18 protein-coding genes are annotated in these 17,759 nt (G+C 71.4%); 16 read left to right on the top strand and 2 right to left on the bottom strand.

Annotation, left to right across the window (positions count from 1 at the left end; translation table 11 throughout):
• Nucleotides 1-13: 13 nt before the first annotated feature.
• A complete protein-coding gene (locus IF655_RS15305; protein WP_199585315.1) occupies nt 14-676 on the bottom strand; it encodes a bifunctional DNA primase/polymerase in 663 nt (220 codons plus the stop codon).
• A 454-nt stretch (nt 677-1,130) separates the two neighbouring features.
• On the opposite strand from IF655_RS15305, the gene IF655_RS15300 reads away from it, so the two are divergent.
• The 5 genes from IF655_RS15300 (at nt 1,131) to ffh (ending at nt 8,765) form a co-directional block, all read left to right on the top strand.
• Nucleotides 1,131-2,609, top strand: a complete 1,479-nt coding sequence (locus tag IF655_RS15300; RefSeq protein ID WP_199585313.1) for a hypothetical protein — start codon at nt 1,131-1,133, stop codon at nt 2,607-2,609.
• Between the two features lie 338 nt (nt 2,610-2,947).
• Nucleotides 2,948-4,282, top strand: coding sequence for an ammonium transporter (locus tag IF655_RS15295; RefSeq protein WP_199585311.1), 1,335 nt, complete (start codon nt 2,948-2,950; stop codon nt 4,280-4,282).
• On the top strand, nt 4,279-4,617 hold the full coding sequence (locus IF655_RS15290; RefSeq protein ID WP_199585309.1) for a P-II family nitrogen regulator: 339 nt from the start codon (nt 4,279-4,281) through the stop codon (nt 4,615-4,617). The genes IF655_RS15295 and IF655_RS15290 overlap by 4 nt, the downstream gene beginning before the upstream one ends.
• A gap of 28 nt (nt 4,618-4,645) precedes the next feature.
• On the top strand, nt 4,646-7,111 hold the full coding sequence (locus tag IF655_RS15285) for a [protein-PII] uridylyltransferase (RefSeq protein WP_199585307.1): 2,466 nt from the start codon (nt 4,646-4,648) through the stop codon (nt 7,109-7,111).
• A 100-nt stretch (nt 7,112-7,211) separates the two neighbouring features.
• Complete coding sequence (gene ffh, locus IF655_RS15280) at nt 7,212-8,765, top strand: signal recognition particle protein (RefSeq protein ID WP_199585306.1); 1,554 nt, start codon at nt 7,212-7,214, stop codon at nt 8,763-8,765.
• Nucleotides 8,766-8,837: 72 nt separating this feature from the next.
• On the opposite strand, the gene IF655_RS15275 is transcribed toward ffh, so the two are convergent.
• A complete protein-coding gene (locus IF655_RS15275; RefSeq protein WP_199585304.1) occupies nt 8,838-9,692 on the bottom strand; it encodes a class I SAM-dependent methyltransferase in 855 nt (284 codons plus the stop codon).
• Between the two features lie 394 nt (nt 9,693-10,086).
• On the opposite strand from IF655_RS15275, the gene IF655_RS15270 reads away from it, so the two are divergent.
• From IF655_RS15270 to IF655_RS15220, 11 genes are all read left to right on the top strand, one after another.
• Nucleotides 10,087-10,686 carry a hypothetical protein gene (locus IF655_RS15270; protein ID WP_199585302.1) on the top strand — a complete coding sequence of 200 codons (600 nt, stop codon included), beginning with the start codon at nt 10,087-10,089 and terminating at the stop codon, nt 10,684-10,686.
• Nucleotides 10,687-10,998: 312 nt separating this feature from the next.
• Nucleotides 10,999-11,418: a 30S ribosomal protein S16 gene (rpsP, locus tag IF655_RS15265; protein ID WP_199585300.1), complete on the top strand. Its 420-nt coding sequence runs from the start codon at nt 10,999-11,001 to the stop codon at nt 11,416-11,418.
• 5 nt (nt 11,419-11,423) lie between these two features.
• Nucleotides 11,424-11,663 (top strand): RNA-binding protein, encoded by a 240-nt coding sequence (locus IF655_RS15260; protein WP_003973401.1) that lies wholly within the window; start codon nt 11,424-11,426, stop codon nt 11,661-11,663.
• An 83-nt stretch (nt 11,664-11,746) separates the two neighbouring features.
• On the top strand, nt 11,747-12,298 hold the full coding sequence (rimM, locus tag IF655_RS15255) for a ribosome maturation factor RimM (RefSeq protein ID WP_199585299.1): 552 nt from the start codon (nt 11,747-11,749) through the stop codon (nt 12,296-12,298).
• Nucleotides 12,295-13,128 (top strand): tRNA (guanosine(37)-N1)-methyltransferase TrmD, encoded by an 834-nt coding sequence (gene trmD / locus IF655_RS15250; protein ID WP_199585297.1) that lies wholly within the window; start codon nt 12,295-12,297, stop codon nt 13,126-13,128. The genes rimM and trmD overlap by 4 nt, the downstream gene beginning before the upstream one ends.
• A gap of 137 nt (nt 13,129-13,265) precedes the next feature.
• Nucleotides 13,266-13,616, top strand: coding sequence for a 50S ribosomal protein L19 (gene rplS, locus IF655_RS15245; RefSeq protein WP_018544760.1), 351 nt, complete (start codon nt 13,266-13,268; stop codon nt 13,614-13,616).
• A gap of 45 nt (nt 13,617-13,661) precedes the next feature.
• Nucleotides 13,662-14,357, top strand: a complete 696-nt coding sequence (gene lepB / locus IF655_RS15240) for a signal peptidase I (protein WP_199585295.1) — start codon at nt 13,662-13,664, stop codon at nt 14,355-14,357.
• Nucleotides 14,350-15,459, top strand: coding sequence for a signal peptidase I (gene lepB / locus IF655_RS15235; protein ID WP_242488741.1), 1,110 nt, complete (start codon nt 14,350-14,352; stop codon nt 15,457-15,459). Before lepB (IF655_RS15240) ends, lepB (IF655_RS15235) begins: the two co-directional genes overlap by 8 nt.
• Nucleotides 15,425-16,192: a signal peptidase I gene (gene lepB / locus IF655_RS15230; RefSeq protein ID WP_307814931.1), complete on the top strand. Its 768-nt coding sequence runs from the start codon at nt 15,425-15,427 to the stop codon at nt 16,190-16,192. The genes lepB (IF655_RS15235) and lepB (IF655_RS15230) overlap by 35 nt, the downstream gene beginning before the upstream one ends.
• A gap of 194 nt (nt 16,193-16,386) precedes the next feature.
• Nucleotides 16,387-17,136 (top strand): signal peptidase I, encoded by a 750-nt coding sequence (gene lepB, locus IF655_RS15225; protein WP_199585285.1) that lies wholly within the window; start codon nt 16,387-16,389, stop codon nt 17,134-17,136.
• Between the two features lie 64 nt (nt 17,137-17,200).
• Nucleotides 17,201-17,728 carry an NUDIX hydrolase gene (locus IF655_RS15220; protein WP_242488753.1) on the top strand — a complete coding sequence of 176 codons (528 nt, stop codon included), beginning with the start codon at nt 17,201-17,203 and terminating at the stop codon, nt 17,726-17,728.
• The last annotated feature ends 31 nt before the right edge of the window (nt 17,729-17,759 follow it).

The following is a 17,759-nucleotide window of genomic DNA, read 5'->3' as shown; positions in this document are numbered from 1 at the left end:
ATCCGAAGGCTCCCTACGCCCCCGCCCGCGACCGGTGCGCCACATACGCCAGCGTCCCCAGCAGGAGCCGGGCCGCCGGAAGCCGGGTCGCGCTGTCCAGCGCCGGGGGTCGCAGCCAGCGCACCGGACCGCGGCCGCCGCGGTCGGAGGGCGGGGCGGTGATGTACGTACCCGGGCCGAGTCCGCGCAGGTCCAGGGCGGCGGGGTCGTCCCAGCCGAGGCGGTAGAGCAATCGGGGCAGCTCGGCGGCGGCGCCGGGGGCGACCAGGAAGTGGGCGCGGCCCTCGGGGGTCGCGGCGACCGGGCCGAGGGGCAGACCCATGCGCTCCAGACGGACCAGGGCGCGACGCCCGGCGGGCTCGGCCACCTCGATCACGTCGAACGCGCCGCCCACCGGCAGCATCGCCGAGGCGCCCGGCACCTCCGCCCAGGCGCGGCCCACCTCGTCAAGGGTGGCCCCGGCGGGCACCGGCGCGGCGAACTCCAGCGGATGCGCGCCCGGCGCCGGGCAGTCCGTACGCCCGCAGGAGCAGACACCCCCGGCGGCCCGCGCGCCCGGCACCACGTCCCAGCCCCACAGACCCGTGAACTCGGCGACGGCCGTGCACTCCGACGAGCGGCCGCGCCGACGCGTGCCGGAGCGGATCTCGCGAATGCCGCCGATCGTGAAGCCCATGCCCCCTCCAACGGGTCCAGCGCGCCGGTGGTTACGAACCGGAGCGAGATGGATGCGGAACGTGACGCCACGACATCCGCCTTCCCGGGGTGCCCCGGGAGCAAGGCGGCGCGTCGTGGCGCGGCGGGTGGTGCGCGGGGTTCCATGCGCCCCCGCGCGCTCCGCTCCGCCCACTTCCGTCCGTCCTATGTCAAGTGAATCGCGAGGACGCGATCGTGAGTTCATTCGAAGGGGTGGCGAATGGTGGCGTTTCAAGGATCGCCGTGGTTGGAAGGGTGATCGTGGGGTTACTGTGAGTATGCGAGCCCCGGGGGCACTTGCCTTCGTGGGTATGCCGGAGGCAAGTCGTCAGCTCGTTCGAAGGGTGAGAACCGCCGGACGGGAGGCCGTATTTACCGGCATTCTGATAGGGCTTGGCGCACGGCGACAGGGTTTCAGGGATGGGGGCGTTCCAGTGGGCGGCAACGGCGGAGGCGGGACGAACGCTGACAAGCGCCCCAACGAGCTGCTCGGCTCGTGGTTCGTGCGCAGCGGCTGGTCGAAGGGCGAGCTGGCCCGGCAGGTGAACCGCAGGGCCCGCCAGCTCGGCGCCAACCACATCTCCACCGACACCTCGCGCGTGCGCCGCTGGCTCGACGGGGAGAACCCGCGCGAGCCCATCCCGCGCATCCTCTCCGAGCTGTTCTCCGAGCGCTTCGGCTGCGTCGTCTCCACCGACGACCTCGGTCTGCGCGTCGCCCGCCAGTCCCCGTCCGCCACCGGCGTCGACCTGCCCTGGACCGGCCCGCAGACCGTCGCCCTGCTCAGCGAGTTCTCCCGCAGCGACCTGATGCTCGCCCGGCGCGGCTTCCTCGGCACCTCGCTCGGTCTGGCCGCCGGACCCGCCCTCGTCGAACCCATGCAGCGCTGGCTGGTGCCCTCGCCCTCCTCCCCGCTGCCCCCCGGACCCGACCCGCTGCACGACTCCCGAAGGCCCGGGCGGCTCTCCCGCCCCGAGCTGGAGCTGCTCGAGTCCACCACCCGGATGTTCCGCCAGTGGGACGCCCAGTGCGGCGGCGGACTGCGCCGCAAGGCGGTCGTCGGCCAGCTCCACGAGGTCACCGACCTCCTCCAGGAGCCCCAGCCCGAGGCCACCACCCGCCGCCTCTTCAAGGTCGCCGCCGAACTGGCCGAGCTGGCCGGGTGGATGTCGTACGACGTCGGTCTCCAGCCCACCGCGCAGAAGTACTTCGTCCTCGCCCTGCACGCCGCCAAGGAAGCCGGGGACAAGCCCCTCGGGTCGTACATCCTCTCCAGCATGAGCCGCCAGATGATCCATCTCGGCCGCCCCGACGACGCCCTGGAGCTGATCCACCTCGCGCAGTACGGCAGCCGCGACTGCGCCGGACCCCGCACCCAGTCCATGCTGTATGCGATGGAGGCCCGCGCCTACGCCAACATGGGGCAGCCCGGCAAGTGCAAGCGCGCCGTCCGCATGGCCGAGGACACCTTCTCCGAGTCCGACGAGTGGGACGAGCCGGACCCCGACTGGATCCGCTTCTTCTCCGAGGCCGAACTGCACGGCGAGAACAGCCACTCCTTCCGCGACCTCGCGTACGTGGCGGGCCGCAGCCCCACCTACGCCTCCCTCGCCGAGCCCCTCATGGAGCGCGCGGTCGAGCTGTTCGCCAAGGACGACGAGCACCAGCGCTCCTACGCGCTCAACCTCATCGGCATGGCCACCGTGCACCTGCTCCAGCGCGAGCCCGAGCACAGCACCGAGTACGCCAAGCGCGCCATGGACATAGCCCGCAAGGTCCGCTCCGAGCGCGTCAACACCCGCATCCGCAAGACGGTCGACACGGCCGTACGCGATTTCGGGGACCTCGCCGTCGTGGTCGACCTCACCGACCAGCTCGCCAGCGACCTCCCGGAGTCCGCCGAGGCGGTCTGAGCCCGGCACCCCCTGCCCCGGCCGCGGCCGGTCCTCCCGAACTGCCCGACTCGGCTCCCCCATGCCAGGTCATCGAGAGGCCGGACGCGGCCGGTTTCCCGTCCGTGCCCGCCCCCCGGCGGATGGTTGCGTCACGATAACGATCGCCGCGCCCGGCATCCGGCAATTCATCCACGCGTAACACGCGAGGTGCCTTCGTCACCCCGGTGAAACAGCGAGGGGCGCCCACCGAAACCGCGCTGCGTCAGTCTCGTGGCCCATAACCGCCCCCCTCAACCGACCGGACCGCTCAGGCACCGCGCCCGCACGGGGCCGTACCCACCGATGAGGAGACGCCGATGGCTCCAGCCATCACGCTTGCGGCGGAGGCACCCAAACTGTCCTCCGCGAACACAGGCTTCATGCTGATCTGTTCCGCCCTGGTGTTGCTCATGACCCCGGGCCTGGCCTTCTTCTACGGAGGCATGGTCCGCGTCAAGAGCACCCTCAACATGCTGATGATGAGCTTCATCAGCATCGGGATCATCACCATCCTCTGGGTGCTCTACGGCTTCTCGCTCGCCTTCGGCTCGGGCTCCCCGTTCATCGGGTGGAACGCCGACTGGATCGGCCTCAGCGACATCGGCCTCACGGAGCTGTGGCCCGGGTACACCATCCCGGTCTTCGTCTTCATGGTCTTCCAGATGATGTTCGCCATCATCACCCCGGCGCTGATCAGCGGCGCCCTCGCCGACCGCGTGAAGTTCACCGCGTGGGCGCTCTTCGTCGCCCTGTGGGGCACGATCGTCTACGTCCCCGTCGCCCACTGGGTCTGGGGCGCGGACGGCTGGGCGTACAAGCTCGGCGTCATCGACTTCGCCGGTGGTACGGCCGTCCACATCAACGCCGGTGCCGCCGCCCTCGGCGTCATCCTCGTCATCGGCAAGCGCGTCGGCTTCAAGAAGGACCCGATGCGCCCGCACAGCCTGCCCCTGGTCATGCTCGGCGCCGGTCTGCTGTGGTTCGGCTGGTTCGGCTTCAACGCCGGTTCCTGGCTCGGCAACGACGACGGCGTCGGCGCGCTGATGTTCGTCAACACCCAGGTCGCCACCGCCGCCGCCATGCTCGCCTGGCTCGCCTACGAGAAGATCAAGCACGGCGCGTTCACCACCCTCGGCGCCGCCTCCGGCGCGGTCGCGGGTCTGGTCGCCATCACCCCGTCCGGCGGCGCCGTCTCCCCGCTCGGCGCGATCGCCGTCGGCGCCATCGCCGGTGTCGCCTGCGCCGCCGCCGTCGGCCTGAAGTTCAGGTTCGGCTACGACGACTCCCTCGACGTCGTCGGCGTCCACATGGTCGGCGGCATCGTCGGCTCCCTGCTGATCGGCTTCTTCGCCACCGGCAAGGGCCAGTCCGCCGCCACCGGTGTCTTCTACGGCGACCACAGCTTCGACCAGCTCTGGAAGCAGTGCGCCGGAGTCTTCGCGGTCCTCGCCTACTCCCTGATCGTCTCCGCCGTCCTCGCCTTCCTCCTCGACAAGACCATCGGGATGCGCGTCCCCGAGGACGTCGAGGTCTCCGGCATCGACCGCGCCGAGCACGCCGAGACCGCATACGACTTCAGCGGAGCGGGCGGCGGAGTCGTCGCCGGCGCCCCCGCCACGGCCGCTTCGCCCAACAAGAAGGTGGACGCATGAAGCTGATCACCGCGGTCGTCAAGCCGCACCGCCTCGACGAGATCAAGGAAGCCCTCCAGGCTTTCGGGGTCCACGGGCTCACCGTCACCGAGGCGAGCGGCTACGGCCGCCAGCGGGGTCACACCGAGGTCTACCGGGGCGCCGAGTACACCGTCGACCTCGTCCCCAAGATCCGCATCGAGGTGCTGGCCGAGGACGACGACGCCGACCAGCTCATCGACGTCGTCGTCAAGGCAGCCCGCACCGGCAAGATCGGAGACGGCAAGGTCTGGTCCGTACCGGTCGACACGGCCGTACGGGTCCGCACCGGCGAGCGCGGCCCGGACGCGCTCTGAGCACGACGACACGAACAGGAGCCGCTGGGTGACGCGTACGGATGACCGGGATGACCGGAAAGAAGCGGACGACTCGGGACGACCCAGCGGCTACGCGGCGGCCCGGCTGCGCCTCCTCACCGAGGGGGAGCGGCCCGGGCCGCCGCGCCGTGCCGCCCTCGCCGAACTGACCGACGACTGGCTCGCCGGACTCTTCGGCGCCGCCGCCCCCGGCGTCAAGGGCGTCTCCCTCGTCGCCGTCGGCGGCTACGGACGCGGCGAACTCTCCCCGCGCAGCGACCTCGACCTCCTGCTGCTGCACGACGGCAGCGACCCCACCGCCGTCGCCGCCCTCGCCGACCGCCTCTGGTACCCCGTCTGGGACCTCGGCCTCACCCTCGACCACTCCGTACGCACCCCCGCCGAGGCCCGCAAGACCGCGGGCGAGGACCTCAAGGTGCACCTCGGACTCCTCGACGCCCGCCACCTCGTCGGCGACCTCGGACTCACCGCCGGACTGCGCACCGCCGTCCTCGCCGACTGGCGCAACCAGGCACCCAAACGCCTGCCCGAACTCCAGGAACTGTGCGCCGAACGCGCCGAACGCCAGGGCGAGTTGCGCTACCTCCTCGAACCCGACCTCAAGGAGGCGCACGGCGGTCTGCGCGACGCCACCGCCCTGCGTGCCGTCGCCGCCTCCTGGCTCGCCGACGCACCCCGCGAGGGACTGGCCGACGCCCGCCGCCGCCTCCTCGACGCCCGCGACGCCCTCCACCTCGTCACCGGGCGTGCCACCGACCGCCTCGCCCTCCAGGAACAGGACCAGGTCGCCGCCGAACTCGGGCTCCTCGACGCCGACACCCTGCTCCGCCAGGTCTACGAGGCCGCCGGGATCATCTCCTACGCGGGCGACGTCACCTGGCGCGAAGTGGGGCGCGTGCTGCGCTCGCGCGCCGTACGCCCCCGGCTGCGCGCCATGCTCGGCGGCGGGAAACCGCCCGTCGAGCGCTCACCGCTCGCCGAGGGCGTCGTCGAGCAGGACGGCGAGGCAGTCCTCGCCCGCGCCGCGCGCCCCGAACGCGACCCCGTCCTCCCGCTGCGCGCCGCCGCCGCCGCGGCCCAGGCCGGGCTCCCGCTCTCCCCGCACGCCGTGCGCCGCATGGCCGCCCTCGCCCGCCCGCTGCCCACCCCCTGGCCCGCCGAGGCACGCGAGCAGCTCGTCACCCTGCTCGGCTCGGGGCGCCCGACCGTCGACGTCTGGGAGGCACTGGAGTCCGAGGGGCTGATCAGCCGCCTGCTCCCCGACTGGGAGCGGGTCCGCTGCCGCCCGCAGCGCAACGCCGTCCACGTCTGGACCGTCGACCGGCACCTCATCGAGACCGCCGTCCGCGCCTCCGCCCTCACCCGCCGCGTCAGCCGCCCCGACCTGCTCCTCGTCGCCGCCCTGCTGCACGACATCGGCAAGGGCTGGCCCGGCGACCACTCGGTGGCCGGGGAGATCATCGCCAAGGACGTCGCCGCCCGCATCGGCTTCGACCGCGCCGACGTGAGCGTGCTCTCCACCCTCGTCCGCCACCATCTGCTCCTGGTCGAGACCGCCACCCGGCGCGACCTGGACGACCCCGCCACCGTCCGCGCCGTCGCCGAGGCGGTCGGCACCCAGAGCACCCTGGAACTCCTGCACGCCCTCACCGAGGCCGACGCGCTGGCCACCGGGCCCGCCGCCTGGTCCTCCTGGCGCGGCTCCCTCGTGGACGACCTCGTACGCCGCGTCTCCGCCGTCCTCGCCGGGGACACCCCCGACGAACCCGACCCCGGCGCCCCCACCGCCGAACAGGAACGCCTCGCCATCGAGGCGCACCGCACCGGCGGTCCCGTCCTCGCCCTGCGCGCCCAGACCGAGCCCGCCGTCGCGGACGAGCACTCCGGCGAACCCGAGCCGCTCGGCGTCGAACTCCTCATCGCCGTACCCGACCAGCCCGGCGTCCTGCCCGCCGTCGCGGGCGTCCTCGCCGTGCACCGGCTCACCGTCCGCACCGCCGAGCTGCGCGCCCTGCGGCTGCCCGACGCCGTGGACGAGGGGGGCTCCGTCCTGCTCCTGGACTGGCGCGTCGCCGCCGAGTACGGCTCCCTGCCCCAGGCCGCCCGCCTCCGCGCCGACCTGGTCCGCGCCCTGGACGGCACCCTCGACATCACCGGACGCCTCGCCGAACGGGACGCCGCCTATCCCCGCCGCCGCGGCTGGCCCGCCCCACCGCCCCGCGTCACCGTCGCCCCCGCCGCCTCCCACCACGCCACGGTCATCGAGGTCCGCGCCCAGGACGCCCCGGGCCTGCTCTTCCGCATCGGCACGGCCCTGGAGAAGGCGGGCGTACGGGTACGGAGCATGCACGTGAGCACGCTCGGCGCCAACGCCGTGGACGCCTTCTACGTCACGACCGGCACGGACGCGCCCCTGCCCGTCGAGGACGCCGGATCGCTGGCGCGGGCACTGGAGGAGACGCTGCGCTCCTGAGCGCACACCGGTTGTCCGTGGGCGGGGGTGATTTGCCTGCGCGGCCGGATACCCTGGAGGGCAGCCCAGAACGACTCCGACCCCGAGGACCGACGCCGCCGTGTTCGATACTCTCTCCGACCGCCTGTCAGCGACTTTCAAGTCTCTCCGGGGCAAGGGTCTGCTGACCGAGGCGGACATCGACGCCACGGCCCGCGAGATCCGCATCGCCCTCCTTGAGGCCGACGTCGCGCTCCCTGTCGTCCGCTCGTTCATCAAGAACGTCAAGGAAAGGGCGCTCGGCGCCGAGGTCTCCCGGGCACTGAACCCCGCCCAGCAGGTGCTCAAGGTCGTCAACGACGAGCTGATCACCATCCTGGGCGGCGAGACCCGCCGTCTCCGCTTCGCCAAGCAGCCCCCCACCGTGATCATGCTGGCCGGTCTCCAGGGCGCCGGTAAGACCACGCTCGCGGGCAAGCTCGGCCGCTGGCTCAAGGAGCAGGGCCACTCCCCGCTGCTCGTCGCCTGTGACCTCCAGCGCCCCAACGCCGTCAACCAGCTCAGCGTCGTCGCCGAACGCGCCGGTGTCGCGGTCTACGCGCCGGAGCCGGGCAACGGCGTCGGCGACCCGGTCAAGGTCGCCAAGGACTCCATCGACTTCGCGAAGTCCAAGGTCCACGACATCGTGATCGTGGACACCGCAGGGCGCCTGGGCATCGACCAGGAGATGATGCAGCAGGCCGCGGACATCCGTGACGCGGTCTCGCCGGACGAGATCCTCTTCGTCGTCGACGCGATGATCGGTCAGGACGCGGTCAACACCGCCGAGGCGTTCCGCGACGGCGTCGGCTTCGACGGCGTGGTGCTCTCCAAGCTCGACGGCGACGCCCGCGGTGGTGCCGCCCTGTCGATCCGTCAGGTCACCGGCAAGCCGATCATGTTCGCGTCCAACGGCGAGAAGCTGGACGAGTTCGACGCGTTCCACCCCGACCGGATGGCCTCCCGCATCCTCGACATGGGTGACCTGCTCACCCTGATCGAGCAGGCGGAGAAGACGTTCAGCCAGGAAGAGGCCCAGAAGATGGCCTCCAAGCTGGCGTCGAAGAAGGGCCAGGACTTCACCCTGGACGACTTCCTGTCCCAGATGGAACAGGTCAGGAAGATGGGCAGCATCTCCAAGCTGCTCGGCATGCTCCCCGGCATGGGCCAGATCAAGGAGCAGATCAACAACATCGACGAGCGCGACGTGGACCGCACGGCCGCCATCATCAAGTCGATGACCCCGGCCGAGCGCCAGGACCCGACGATCATCAACGGCTCCCGCCGCGCCCGTATCGCCAAGGGTTCCGGTGTCGAGGTCAGCGCGGTCAAGGGTCTGGTGGAGCGCTTCTTCGAGGCCCGCAAGATGATGTCCCGCATGGCCCAGGGCGGCGGGATGCCGGGCATGCCGGGGATGCCGGGCATGGGCGGCGGTCCCGGCCGCAGCAAGAAGCAGCCGAAGAAGGCCAAGGGCAAGCAGCGTTCGGGCAACCCGATGAAGCGCCAGCAGCAGGAGCTGGAGGAGGCCCAGCGCCGCGAAGCCGCCGCGCAGGGCGGAGGCGCCTTCGGTGTCCCGCCGCAGCAGGGCGGCCAGGACTTCGAACTGCCCGACGAGTTCAAGAAGTTCATGGGCTGACCGAGCCCCGCGTACGACCTCCCCGAGGGCGCCCTTCTTCACGAGGGGCGCCCTCGCGCGTGCGGGGACGGGTCAGGGCACGCGGGCTATCAGATACCGGAAGACGTTCGGCATCCACACGATGCCGTCCGCGCGCAGATACGGATGCAGCGCCTCCGTCAGCTCCTTCTCCACCTGCTTGCGGTCGGTCGCCGTGATCGCCGCGTCGAACAGACCGGTCGACAGCAGCCCGCGTACGGCGCTGTCCGGACCGGCGTAGCCGAAGGGGCAGGCGACCCGCCCCGAGCCGTCAGGGCGCAGCCCCGCACGCTGGGCGACCTCCTCCAGGTCGTCCCGGCGCCCCGGACGCCGCCCGCGCACGCCGTGCAGCGGGTCGGCCAGCTTCGCGGCCACCCCCAGGACGGCGGAGGTCGCGCACCGCTCCGGCGGGCCCCAGGCGGTGAGCACGACGGCCGCGCCGCGCGCCGCGAGGGGAAGGGCGTCGGCCAGCAGCGCGCCGAGGGAGCCGGCGTCGCCGGAGCGGCAGCCGATGGGATCGAAGACGGTGATCAGGTCGTAGCCGGGCGCGTCCGCCCGTGTGGGCAGGGTGTCCAGCAGCCAGGGACCCGGGGCGGCCGTGTCCGCGCCCCGCGCCGCGTCCGGCGCCAGGCGGTCACGGGCGAGCGCGAGCCGTTCCGGTGAGGAGTCGGCCCCGGTGACGGTGGCGCCCCGCGCCGCCGCGAGCAGCAGGGCGAGCCCGGAGCCGCAGCGCAGACCGAGCAGCCGGGTGCCGGGTCCGACATCGAGTCGGTCGTACACACTCTCGTAGAGCGGTTCCCACATGCGCTCCTGGATCTCGGACCAGTCGCGCGCGCGTGCTCGGGGGTCCGCGCCGGGTGGTGCGGAACCCGCGTGGGACAGGTGCTCCCGCACGAGCGTAGGTGTCATAGGTAAGCGCCCCAATCGCCGACAGTTCGCGTACGTGCCCGTGGGCGTGGCCCCCCCGTGGTCGTGCGCGCACTCCACGTATGCCAGGTAACTCCGGGCGCGCGGTGGCGTCCAGTGGTTGCGGCGTCCGGCTTGGGGGGTGTGGGCGTGTGTGGCGAGATTTCACGCCCCCGCAACCTGAGGGGCGGGTGCGGGGCGGCGAGCGGGCACCGGTAACGTCGCGGGGGCCGGGAGCCCCGCTGAGCACCGGCTTGGTACGAGCTGTGCGGCTTCTTCCGCAGATCGCCGTACCCGCCCCGCGTCGGCCGCATCGGCGGCAACTGACGGGTAGGTGCAAATTATTTGAGATGCCCCGGAATAGGAACACGAGGGCACCCACGCTCGTTGTCATTACGTGAGCACGACACAGACACCACCTGTCCTCGCCGCGGAGCTGGCACAGGCGTGGGCCGACATTCAGCGGTACCACCCCGAGCTGCCGGACCTCGCCGCGCCGGAATCCCTGATCGGGGAGTCGTCGTCCGCGTGCGGACACGAGCTCTCCTTCGAGCGACTGCTGCACGAGGCAGTCCACGGCATCGCCGCCGCCCGGGGTGTCCGTGACACCTCGCGCGCCGGTCGCTACCACAACCGCCGCTTCCTGGCCGTCGCCGAGGAACTGGGCCTGGACCACCCCGAGGAGCCGCACCCCAGCAGCGGTTTCTCGCTGGTCACGCTCAATCCCGAGGCCAAGCGGCGGTACCGTCCGACCATCGAACGCCTCCAGCGCGCCCTGAAGGCGCACACGGTGGCCACCTCCGCCGACACCGCCCGCTCCTTCCGGGGTCCTGCCGCCCGGCACGGTTCCTCCGGCGGCGGGGTCCGCGTCAAGGCGGTCTGCGACTGCGGTCGCAACGTCCGCGTGGTCCCCTCGGTCCTCGAACAGGCCCCCATCGTCTGCGGCGGCTGCGGCAAGCCGTTCCGCATCCCGGAAGCGGTGGCGGCGGCAAGCTGACGCCACGGCTGCTCGTGGCAGCCGCATCGTCAGCCACCCCACCCCACCCCATCCCCCCTGCGGGCAGTCGTGCCGCAGGGCGGCACGGGTGGGCGCAGGGCTGCAGCACAGGGCGCCCTGTAAGCACGCCCAAGATCGCCAACCCAGTCCCAGAGAGCCCCGCAGGGTATGGCACAATGGCTAGCTGTACTCGACAGTCGCACAGGACCCCTCTCTCCTCCGGCTGACGCGTCCATCGGGCACTCGGGTACCGCAACCCCACGCGGCAACTCCGCCGTGCCCAACACGTCAAAACCTGGAGAACTCACTCCCGTGGCAGTCAAGATCAAGCTGAAGCGTCTGGGCAAGATCCGTTCGCCTCACTACCGCATCGTCGTCGCCGACTCCCGTACCCGCCGTGACGGCCGGGCCATCGAGGAGATCGGCAAGTACCACCCGACCTACAACCCGTCGGTCATCGAGGTGGACGCCGACCGCGTCGCCTACTGGCTGGGTGTCGGCGCGCAGCCGACCGAGCCGGTTCTCGCCATTCTGAAGAAGACCGGCGACTGGCAGAAGTTCAAGGGCGAGCCGGCTCCCGCGCCGCTGCTCGTCGCCGAGCCGAAGCCGGCCCGCCCGTCGTTCGAGGCGCTCGGTGGCGACACCGAGGGCAAGGGTGAGGCCATCACCCAGAAGAAGAAGGCTGAGAAGAAGGACGAGGCCGCTGCCGAGTCCGAGTCGACCGAGGCCTGAGCACCATGCTCGAAGAGGCGCTTGAGCACCTCGTGAAGGGCATCGTCGACAACCCTGACGACGTGCAGGTCGCCTCGCGCAACCTGCGCCGCGGGCGCGTGCTGGAGGTCCGGGTGCACCCCGACGACCTCGGCAAGGTGATCGGTCGCAACGGCCGTACCGCGCGTGCCCTGCGCACCGTCGTGGGCGCCATCGGCGGCCGTGGTGTCCGCGTCGACCTGGTCGACGTGGATCACGTCCGCTGACGCATCACAGCAATCCGGCTCGGGCCGGGGAGGGCCACTGGGCCGTCCCCGGCCCGTAGTCGTATGACAGGAGAGTTGGACTCGTGCAGTTGGTAGTCGCACGGATCGGCCGTGCTCATGGCATCAAGGGCGAGGTCACCGTCGAGGTGCGTACCGACGAGCCGGAGCTGCGGCTCGGGCCGGGCGCCGTCCTGACCACCGACCCGGCTTCGGCCGGGCCGCTGACCATCGCCGCGGGCCGCGTCCACAGCGGCCGTCTCCTCCTGCGCTTCGAGGGGGTGAACGACCGGACCGGCGCCGAGGCGCTGCGCAACACCCTGCTGATCGCCGACGTGGACCCGGACGAACTCCCCGAGGAGGAGGACGAGTACTACGACCATCAGCTCATGGACCTCGACGTGGTCACCGCGGACGGCACGGAGGTCGGCAGGATCACCGAGATCTCCCATCTGCCCTCGCAGGACCTGTTCATCGTCGAGCGCCCGGACGGCAGCGAGGTCATGATCCCCTTCGTGGAAGAGATCGTCCGCGAGATCGACCTGGCGGAGCAGAAGGCGGTCATCACGCCCCCGCCCGGTCTGATCGACGACAACGCGGAGATCGCCTCGTCGCGGGACGAGGACGAGGACGCATGAGGCTCGACGTCGTCACGATCTTCCCGGAGTACCTGGAGCCGCTGAACGTCTCCCTCGTGGGCAAGGCGCGCGCCCGGGGACAGCTCGGCGTGCACCTGCACGACCTGCGCTCCTGGACGTACGACCGGCACAACACGGTCGACGACACCCCCTACGGCGGCGGACCCGGCATGGTCATGAAGACCGAGGCGTGGGGCGACGCCCTGGACACCGTCCTGGCCGACGGCTACGAGTCCGGCGCCCAGGCTCCCGCGCTGATCGTCCCGACGCCCAGCGGCCGTCCCTTCACCCAGGAACTGGCCGTCGAGCTGTCGGAGCGCCCCTGGCTGATCTTCACCCCGGCGCGGTACGAGGGCATCGACCGGCGCGTGATGGACGAGTACGCGACCCGGATGCCGGTCTACGAGGTCTCCATCGGCGACTACGTCCTCGCGGGCGGCGAGGCGGCCGTCCTGGTCATCACGGAGGCAGTGGCGCGGCTGCTCCCCGGTGTCCTGGGCAACGCCGAGTCCCACCGGGACGACTCCTTCGCTCCCGGCGCGATGGCGAACCTCCTGGAGGGACCCGTCTACACCAAGCCGCCGGTGTGGCGCGAGAGGAACATCCCCGAGGTGCTGCTCAGCGGCCACCACGGCAAGATCGCCCGCTGGCGCCGCGACGAGGCACTGCGCCGTACGACCCTCAACCGGCCCGATCTGATCGAGCGGTGCGACCCGAAGGTCTTCGACAAGAAGGACCGGGAGATGCTCTCGATCCTGGGCTGGGCGCCCGATCCCGAAGGGGTGCCGTTCGGGCGATTTTGGCGCAGGACCGAGAGCGTGGAAGAATAGTCCGCTGTTGTGCGTCCGTCCGGCGTGCGCCCCTGCCACAGGGGGACACGACGCCCGTTCCGACCCGCACGGCAGACCCTGTTGTTCCACCTAGCTTCCGTTGATGACCTGTGGCATCAGCGAAGAAAGCAGACGAAATGTCTCACCTGCTCGACACCGTCGACGTCGCGTCGCTGCGCAGCGACATCCCGGCCTTCCGCCCGGGTGACACCGTCAACGTCCACGTGCGCGTCATCGAGGGCAACCGCTCCCGTGTGCAGCAGTTCAAGGGCGTCGTGATCCGCCGCCAGGGCTCCGGTGTCCGCGAGACCTTCACGGTCCGCAAGGTCTCGTTCTCCGTCGGCGTCGAGCGCACCTTCCCGGTGCACACCCCGATCGTCGAGAAGATCGAGCTCGTCACCCGTGGTGACGTGCGCCGCGCCAAGCTGTACTACCTCCGTGAGCTGCGCGGCAAGGCCGCGAAGATCAAGGAGAAGCGCGACAACTGAGTGCCTTCCCGGAGTCACAACGGGGCCGGATAGCATCTGGCCCCGATGGACACCGAAGCACAGCAGACGGAACGCGACCGCACCTCCCCGCCCGGGATTCCGGGTGAGGAGGCGCGGTCGCGTTTCGCGTTGGTGGAGCGGACCGCCGGGTGGCTGCCGGGCGGCCGTATCACCCTGACCGCCCTGACCTGTCTGGTCTTCCTGCTCCTCCTCAACGCGTTCGTGGTGCGTCCGTTCCAGATTCCGAGTGGATCGATGGAGCCGGGATTGAGGATCGGGGACCGCGTACTCGTAAATAAGTTGGCGTACCGTTTCGGTGCCCAGCCGCACCGCGGCGACGTGGTCGTCTTCGACGGCACCGGGTACTTCGGCGACGCCGACTACATCAAGCGCGTAGTGGGGGTGGGTGGCGACCATGTCGTCTGCTGCGACAAGAAGGGGAGGATCGAGGTGAACGGCCGGGCGGTCGACGAGACGGCGTTCCTCCATCCCGGGAACGCACCGTCCGGTGTGCCCTTCGACGTCGTGGTGCCCGGGGGACGGCTGTTCCTCCTCGGCGACCACCGCAGCCGCTCCAGCGACTCTCGCGACCATCTCGGTTCGCCGGGCGGCGGCATGATCCCGGTCGGCGCCGTCGTCGGCCGGGCCGACTGGATCGTATGGCCGTACGACCGCTGGACGCGCCTGGAGCGTCCCGCCGCCTACGCGCGCGTGCCGGCCGCGGAGGGCACGCATGGGTAATCGTGGAAGGCCGCGCGGGGTGCCCGGCGCCTCCGCCGAGGAGCTGCTGCCCACCGGGGTGCGGCGCGCCACCCGCCCGGCGCCGGGCAGATCGCGCGCCGAGCGGCGCAAGCTCCAGCGCAAGGTCAAGCGCAAGCGCAGACGTTCGGCCGTGCGCGAGATCCCGCTGCTCATCGGCGTCGCCGTCCTCATCGCGCTGGTCCTGAAGACCTTCCTGGTGCAGGCGTTCGTGATCCCCTCGGGCTCCATGGAGCAGACGATCCGGATCGGCGACCGGGTGCTGGTCGACAAGTTCACGCCGTGGTTCGGCTCCGAGCCCAAGCGCGGGGACGTGGTGGTCTTCCACGACCCGGGCGGCTGGCTGAACGACGAGCAGACGCCGAAGAAGAACGACCCCGTCGGCGTCAAGCAGGTCAAGGAGGGGCTGACCTTCATCGGACTGCTGCCCTCCGACAACGAGAAGGACCTGATCAAGCGGGTCATCGGGGTCGGCGGCGACCACGTCAAGTGCTGCGACGCCGACGGCAAGGTCACGGTCAACGGCGTCCCCCTGTCCGAGACCGACTACCTCTACCCCGGCAACGCCCCCTCCACCATGCCCTTCGACATCACGGTGCCCAAGGGGCGCCTGTGGGTGATGGGCGACCACCGCGGCAACTCCGCCGACTCCCGCTACCACCAGAACACCTCCTACGGCGGCACGGTCGCCGAGACCTCGGTGGTGGGCCGCGCCATGGTGATCGGCTGGCCGTTCGCCCACTGGACGCGCCTGGAGGAACCTAAAACCTTCGCAAGCGTCACCGACTCCGTGTCGGGAGCGGCTGCCGCCCCTCGCCCGTCGCATAGGGTTGCCTCGGACGACCCGAACGGAATGACCCGGCTCCCGACCCCTGCGGAACTCCCGCTCGTTATGGGAGTGGTGGGCCTGCACCGGCTCCGGGGCAGGCGGCGGCAGAGAGTGAGGAGTTGGCGTGGGGGATGTGGCGGTTGGCGCACGGTCCGGGCACGACGGCGAGGAGCACGGCGGCCGGTCCGCGGCGTCCGGAGCCGAGGCCCAGGCCGGCGCGGTGAACTCCGCGAACGGCTCCGCGGCGGACGGTGACGGCACCCCGCCCGAGGGCCGTTCGCACGGCGGGGACGAGGCCGGACGCCGGCCGAACAAGCCGCGCTCCTTCTGGAAGGAACTGCCGATCCTGGTCGGCATCGCGCTCGTCCTCGCCCTGCTGATCAAGACGTTCCTGGTGCAGGCGTTCTCGATCCCGTCCGACTCGATGCAGAACACCCTCCAGCAGGGTGACCGCGTCCTGGTGGACAAGCTCACGCCGTGGTTCGGCTCCCAGCCCGAGCGCGGCGAGGTCGTGGTCTTCCACGACCCCGACAACTGGCTGCAGGGCGAGCCCACGCCGGAGCAGAACGCGATCCAGAAGGGTCTGAGCTGGATCGGTCTCATGCCGTCCGCCGAGGAGAAGGACCTCATCAAGCGCGTCATCGGCGTCGGCGGCGACACCGTCGAGTGCAAGAACGACGGCCCGCTGAAGGTCAACGGCAAGGCGCTGAACGAACCGTTCGTCTACCCCGGCAACACCCCGTGCAGCGTGGACGACGAGGGCGGCCAGTTCAAGGTCAAGGTCCCCAAGGGCTACATCTGGGTGATGGGCGACCACCGCCAGAACTCGCGGGACTCGCGCTACAACCAGATGGACAAGCACCACGGCATGGTCCCGGTGAAGGACGTCGTCGGACGCGCGATCGTCAAGGCGTGGCCGATCAACCGCTGGGGCACGCTGCCCATCCCGGACACCTTCGACCAGCCCGGGCTCGGCGACCAGAAGTAGTCGCGACGGCGCCGGGGAGCAGTACGGCAGGGACCCCGGCCGCGGGTCCCGGCAGCCGAGGGCGGTGCGCCCCGGACACCGGATCTTCACCGGTTCCGGGGCGCACCGCCCTCGCGGTGTCCGGGGCCGGTGTGCTATCCAGGCCGGATCGTGCTTCGCCGGGCAGGCGGCGGGCCGGAACCGGGAGACGACTCATGGGAAGTGCCGCACGCGGCGGCGAAGGCTCGGGCGGCGGCGTCGGCGGGGTGCTCTCGGGCATCGCGGTGGCCCTCGGACTCGTGCTCTTTCTGGCCGGGTTCGGCTGGGCGGCGCTGGTGTACCGGCCGTACACCGTGCCCACCAGCTCGATGACCCCGACCATCGACGCGGGCGACCGGGTGCTGGCGCAGAGAGTCGACGGCGCGGATGTCCGGCGCGGTGACGTGGTCGTCTTCCGCGACAAGAGCTGGGTCACCAACGCCGACGTGGTCAAGCGCGTGGTCGCGGTCGGCGGCGACAAGGTCGCCTGCTGCACCGACGGCAAGCTCACGGTCAACGGCAAGCCGATCGAGGAACCGTATCTGCCCAAGGGCACCCAGGCGGAGATCGGCGGCATCCCGACCGTCACCGTGCCCAAGGGGCGCCTCTTCCTCCTCGGTGACGAGCGGCAGGGCTCGCTGGACTCCACCGCCCACCTGACCGACGCGGCCGGTGGCACGGTGGCCCGCTCCGCCGTCTCGGCGCGGGTGGACTCCGTGATCTGGCCGATGAAGGGCATGATCGCGCGACCGACGGGCTTCGAGACGCTGGGGAAGCTCTCGCAGCCGGGTCCGCTGCGCTCCATCGAGCTGCTGATCGTCGCGGGCGCGGTACTGGTGCTGGCGGGCGGCGCGTACGGGCCGATCGCGGCGCGCCTGGGCCGCTCGCGCGCCCGGACCGAGCCGGAGGCCGTCGGTGCCGCCTGAGAGCGACGGGCGGGGCGAGGAGAAGGCTGTGAACGGCGCGGACGGCGCGGACGGCGCGGACGCCTTGGACGCGTTGGACGACGGCGGGCGCGGGGACGGCTCCCCGGGCGGGCTGCGGCGGGTGGCGCGGGTCGTACTCCTCGACCCCGAGGACCGCATCCTGCTGCTGCACGGGCACGAGCCGGACGATCCGGCCGACGACTGGTGGTTCACCCCGGGCGGCGGTCTGGAGGGCGACGAGACGCGTGAGCAGGCGGCGCTGCGGGAACTGGCCGAGGAGACCGGGATCACCGACGTCCAACTCGGTCCGGTGCTGTGGCGGCGCCGTTGCTCGTTCCCGTTCGCGGGGCGCCGCTGGGACCAGGACGAGTGGTACTTCCTGGCCCGTACGGCCACGGCGGCCGAGAGCGTCCCGGGCGGTCTGACCGAGCTGGAGCGGCGCAGCGTCAGCGGAGCACGCTGGTGGACGTGCGGGGAACTGGCGCGGGCCCATGAGACGGTGTATCCGACCAGACTCGCCGGGCTGCTGCGCACGCTGCTCGACGAAGGTCCCCCGGTCGGCCCCGTGATCCTGGACACCGAAATCGTCTGAGGGTCCGCGGGACTGGCGCACAATGGGGGGA

Origin of the sequence: Streptomyces sp. DSM 110735 (assembly GCF_016482685.1) — a bacterium.
Classification (GTDB): domain Bacteria; phylum Actinomycetota; class Actinomycetes; order Streptomycetales; family Streptomycetaceae; genus Streptomyces.
The sequence above is the reverse complement of the archived record's forward strand: the minus strand, read 5'-3'. Positions and strand labels throughout refer to the sequence as shown.

Coding starts and splice junctions, on each gene's coding strand:
- lepB (WP_242488741.1), top strand. CDS start 14,350: ATGGGTAATCGTGGAAGGCCGCGCGGGGTGCCCGGCGCCTCCGCCGAG.
- IF655_RS15305 (WP_199585315.1), bottom strand. CDS start 676: ATGGGCTTCACGATCGGCGGCATTCGCGAGATCCGCTCCGGCACGCGT.
- trmD (WP_199585297.1), top strand. CDS start 12,295: ATGAGGCTCGACGTCGTCACGATCTTCCCGGAGTACCTGGAGCCGCTG.
- IF655_RS15295 (WP_199585311.1), top strand. CDS start 2,948: ATGGCTCCAGCCATCACGCTTGCGGCGGAGGCACCCAAACTGTCCTCC.
- IF655_RS15260 (WP_003973401.1), top strand. CDS start 11,424: ATGCTCGAAGAGGCGCTTGAGCACCTCGTGAAGGGCATCGTCGACAAC.
- rplS (WP_018544760.1), top strand. CDS start 13,266: ATGTCTCACCTGCTCGACACCGTCGACGTCGCGTCGCTGCGCAGCGAC.
- lepB (WP_199585285.1), top strand. CDS start 16,387: ATGGGAAGTGCCGCACGCGGCGGCGAAGGCTCGGGCGGCGGCGTCGGC.
- IF655_RS15290 (WP_199585309.1), top strand. CDS start 4,279: ATGAAGCTGATCACCGCGGTCGTCAAGCCGCACCGCCTCGACGAGATC.
- IF655_RS15275 (WP_199585304.1), bottom strand. CDS start 9,692: ATGACACCTACGCTCGTGCGGGAGCACCTGTCCCACGCGGGTTCCGCA.
- lepB (WP_199585295.1), top strand. CDS start 13,662: ATGGACACCGAAGCACAGCAGACGGAACGCGACCGCACCTCCCCGCCC.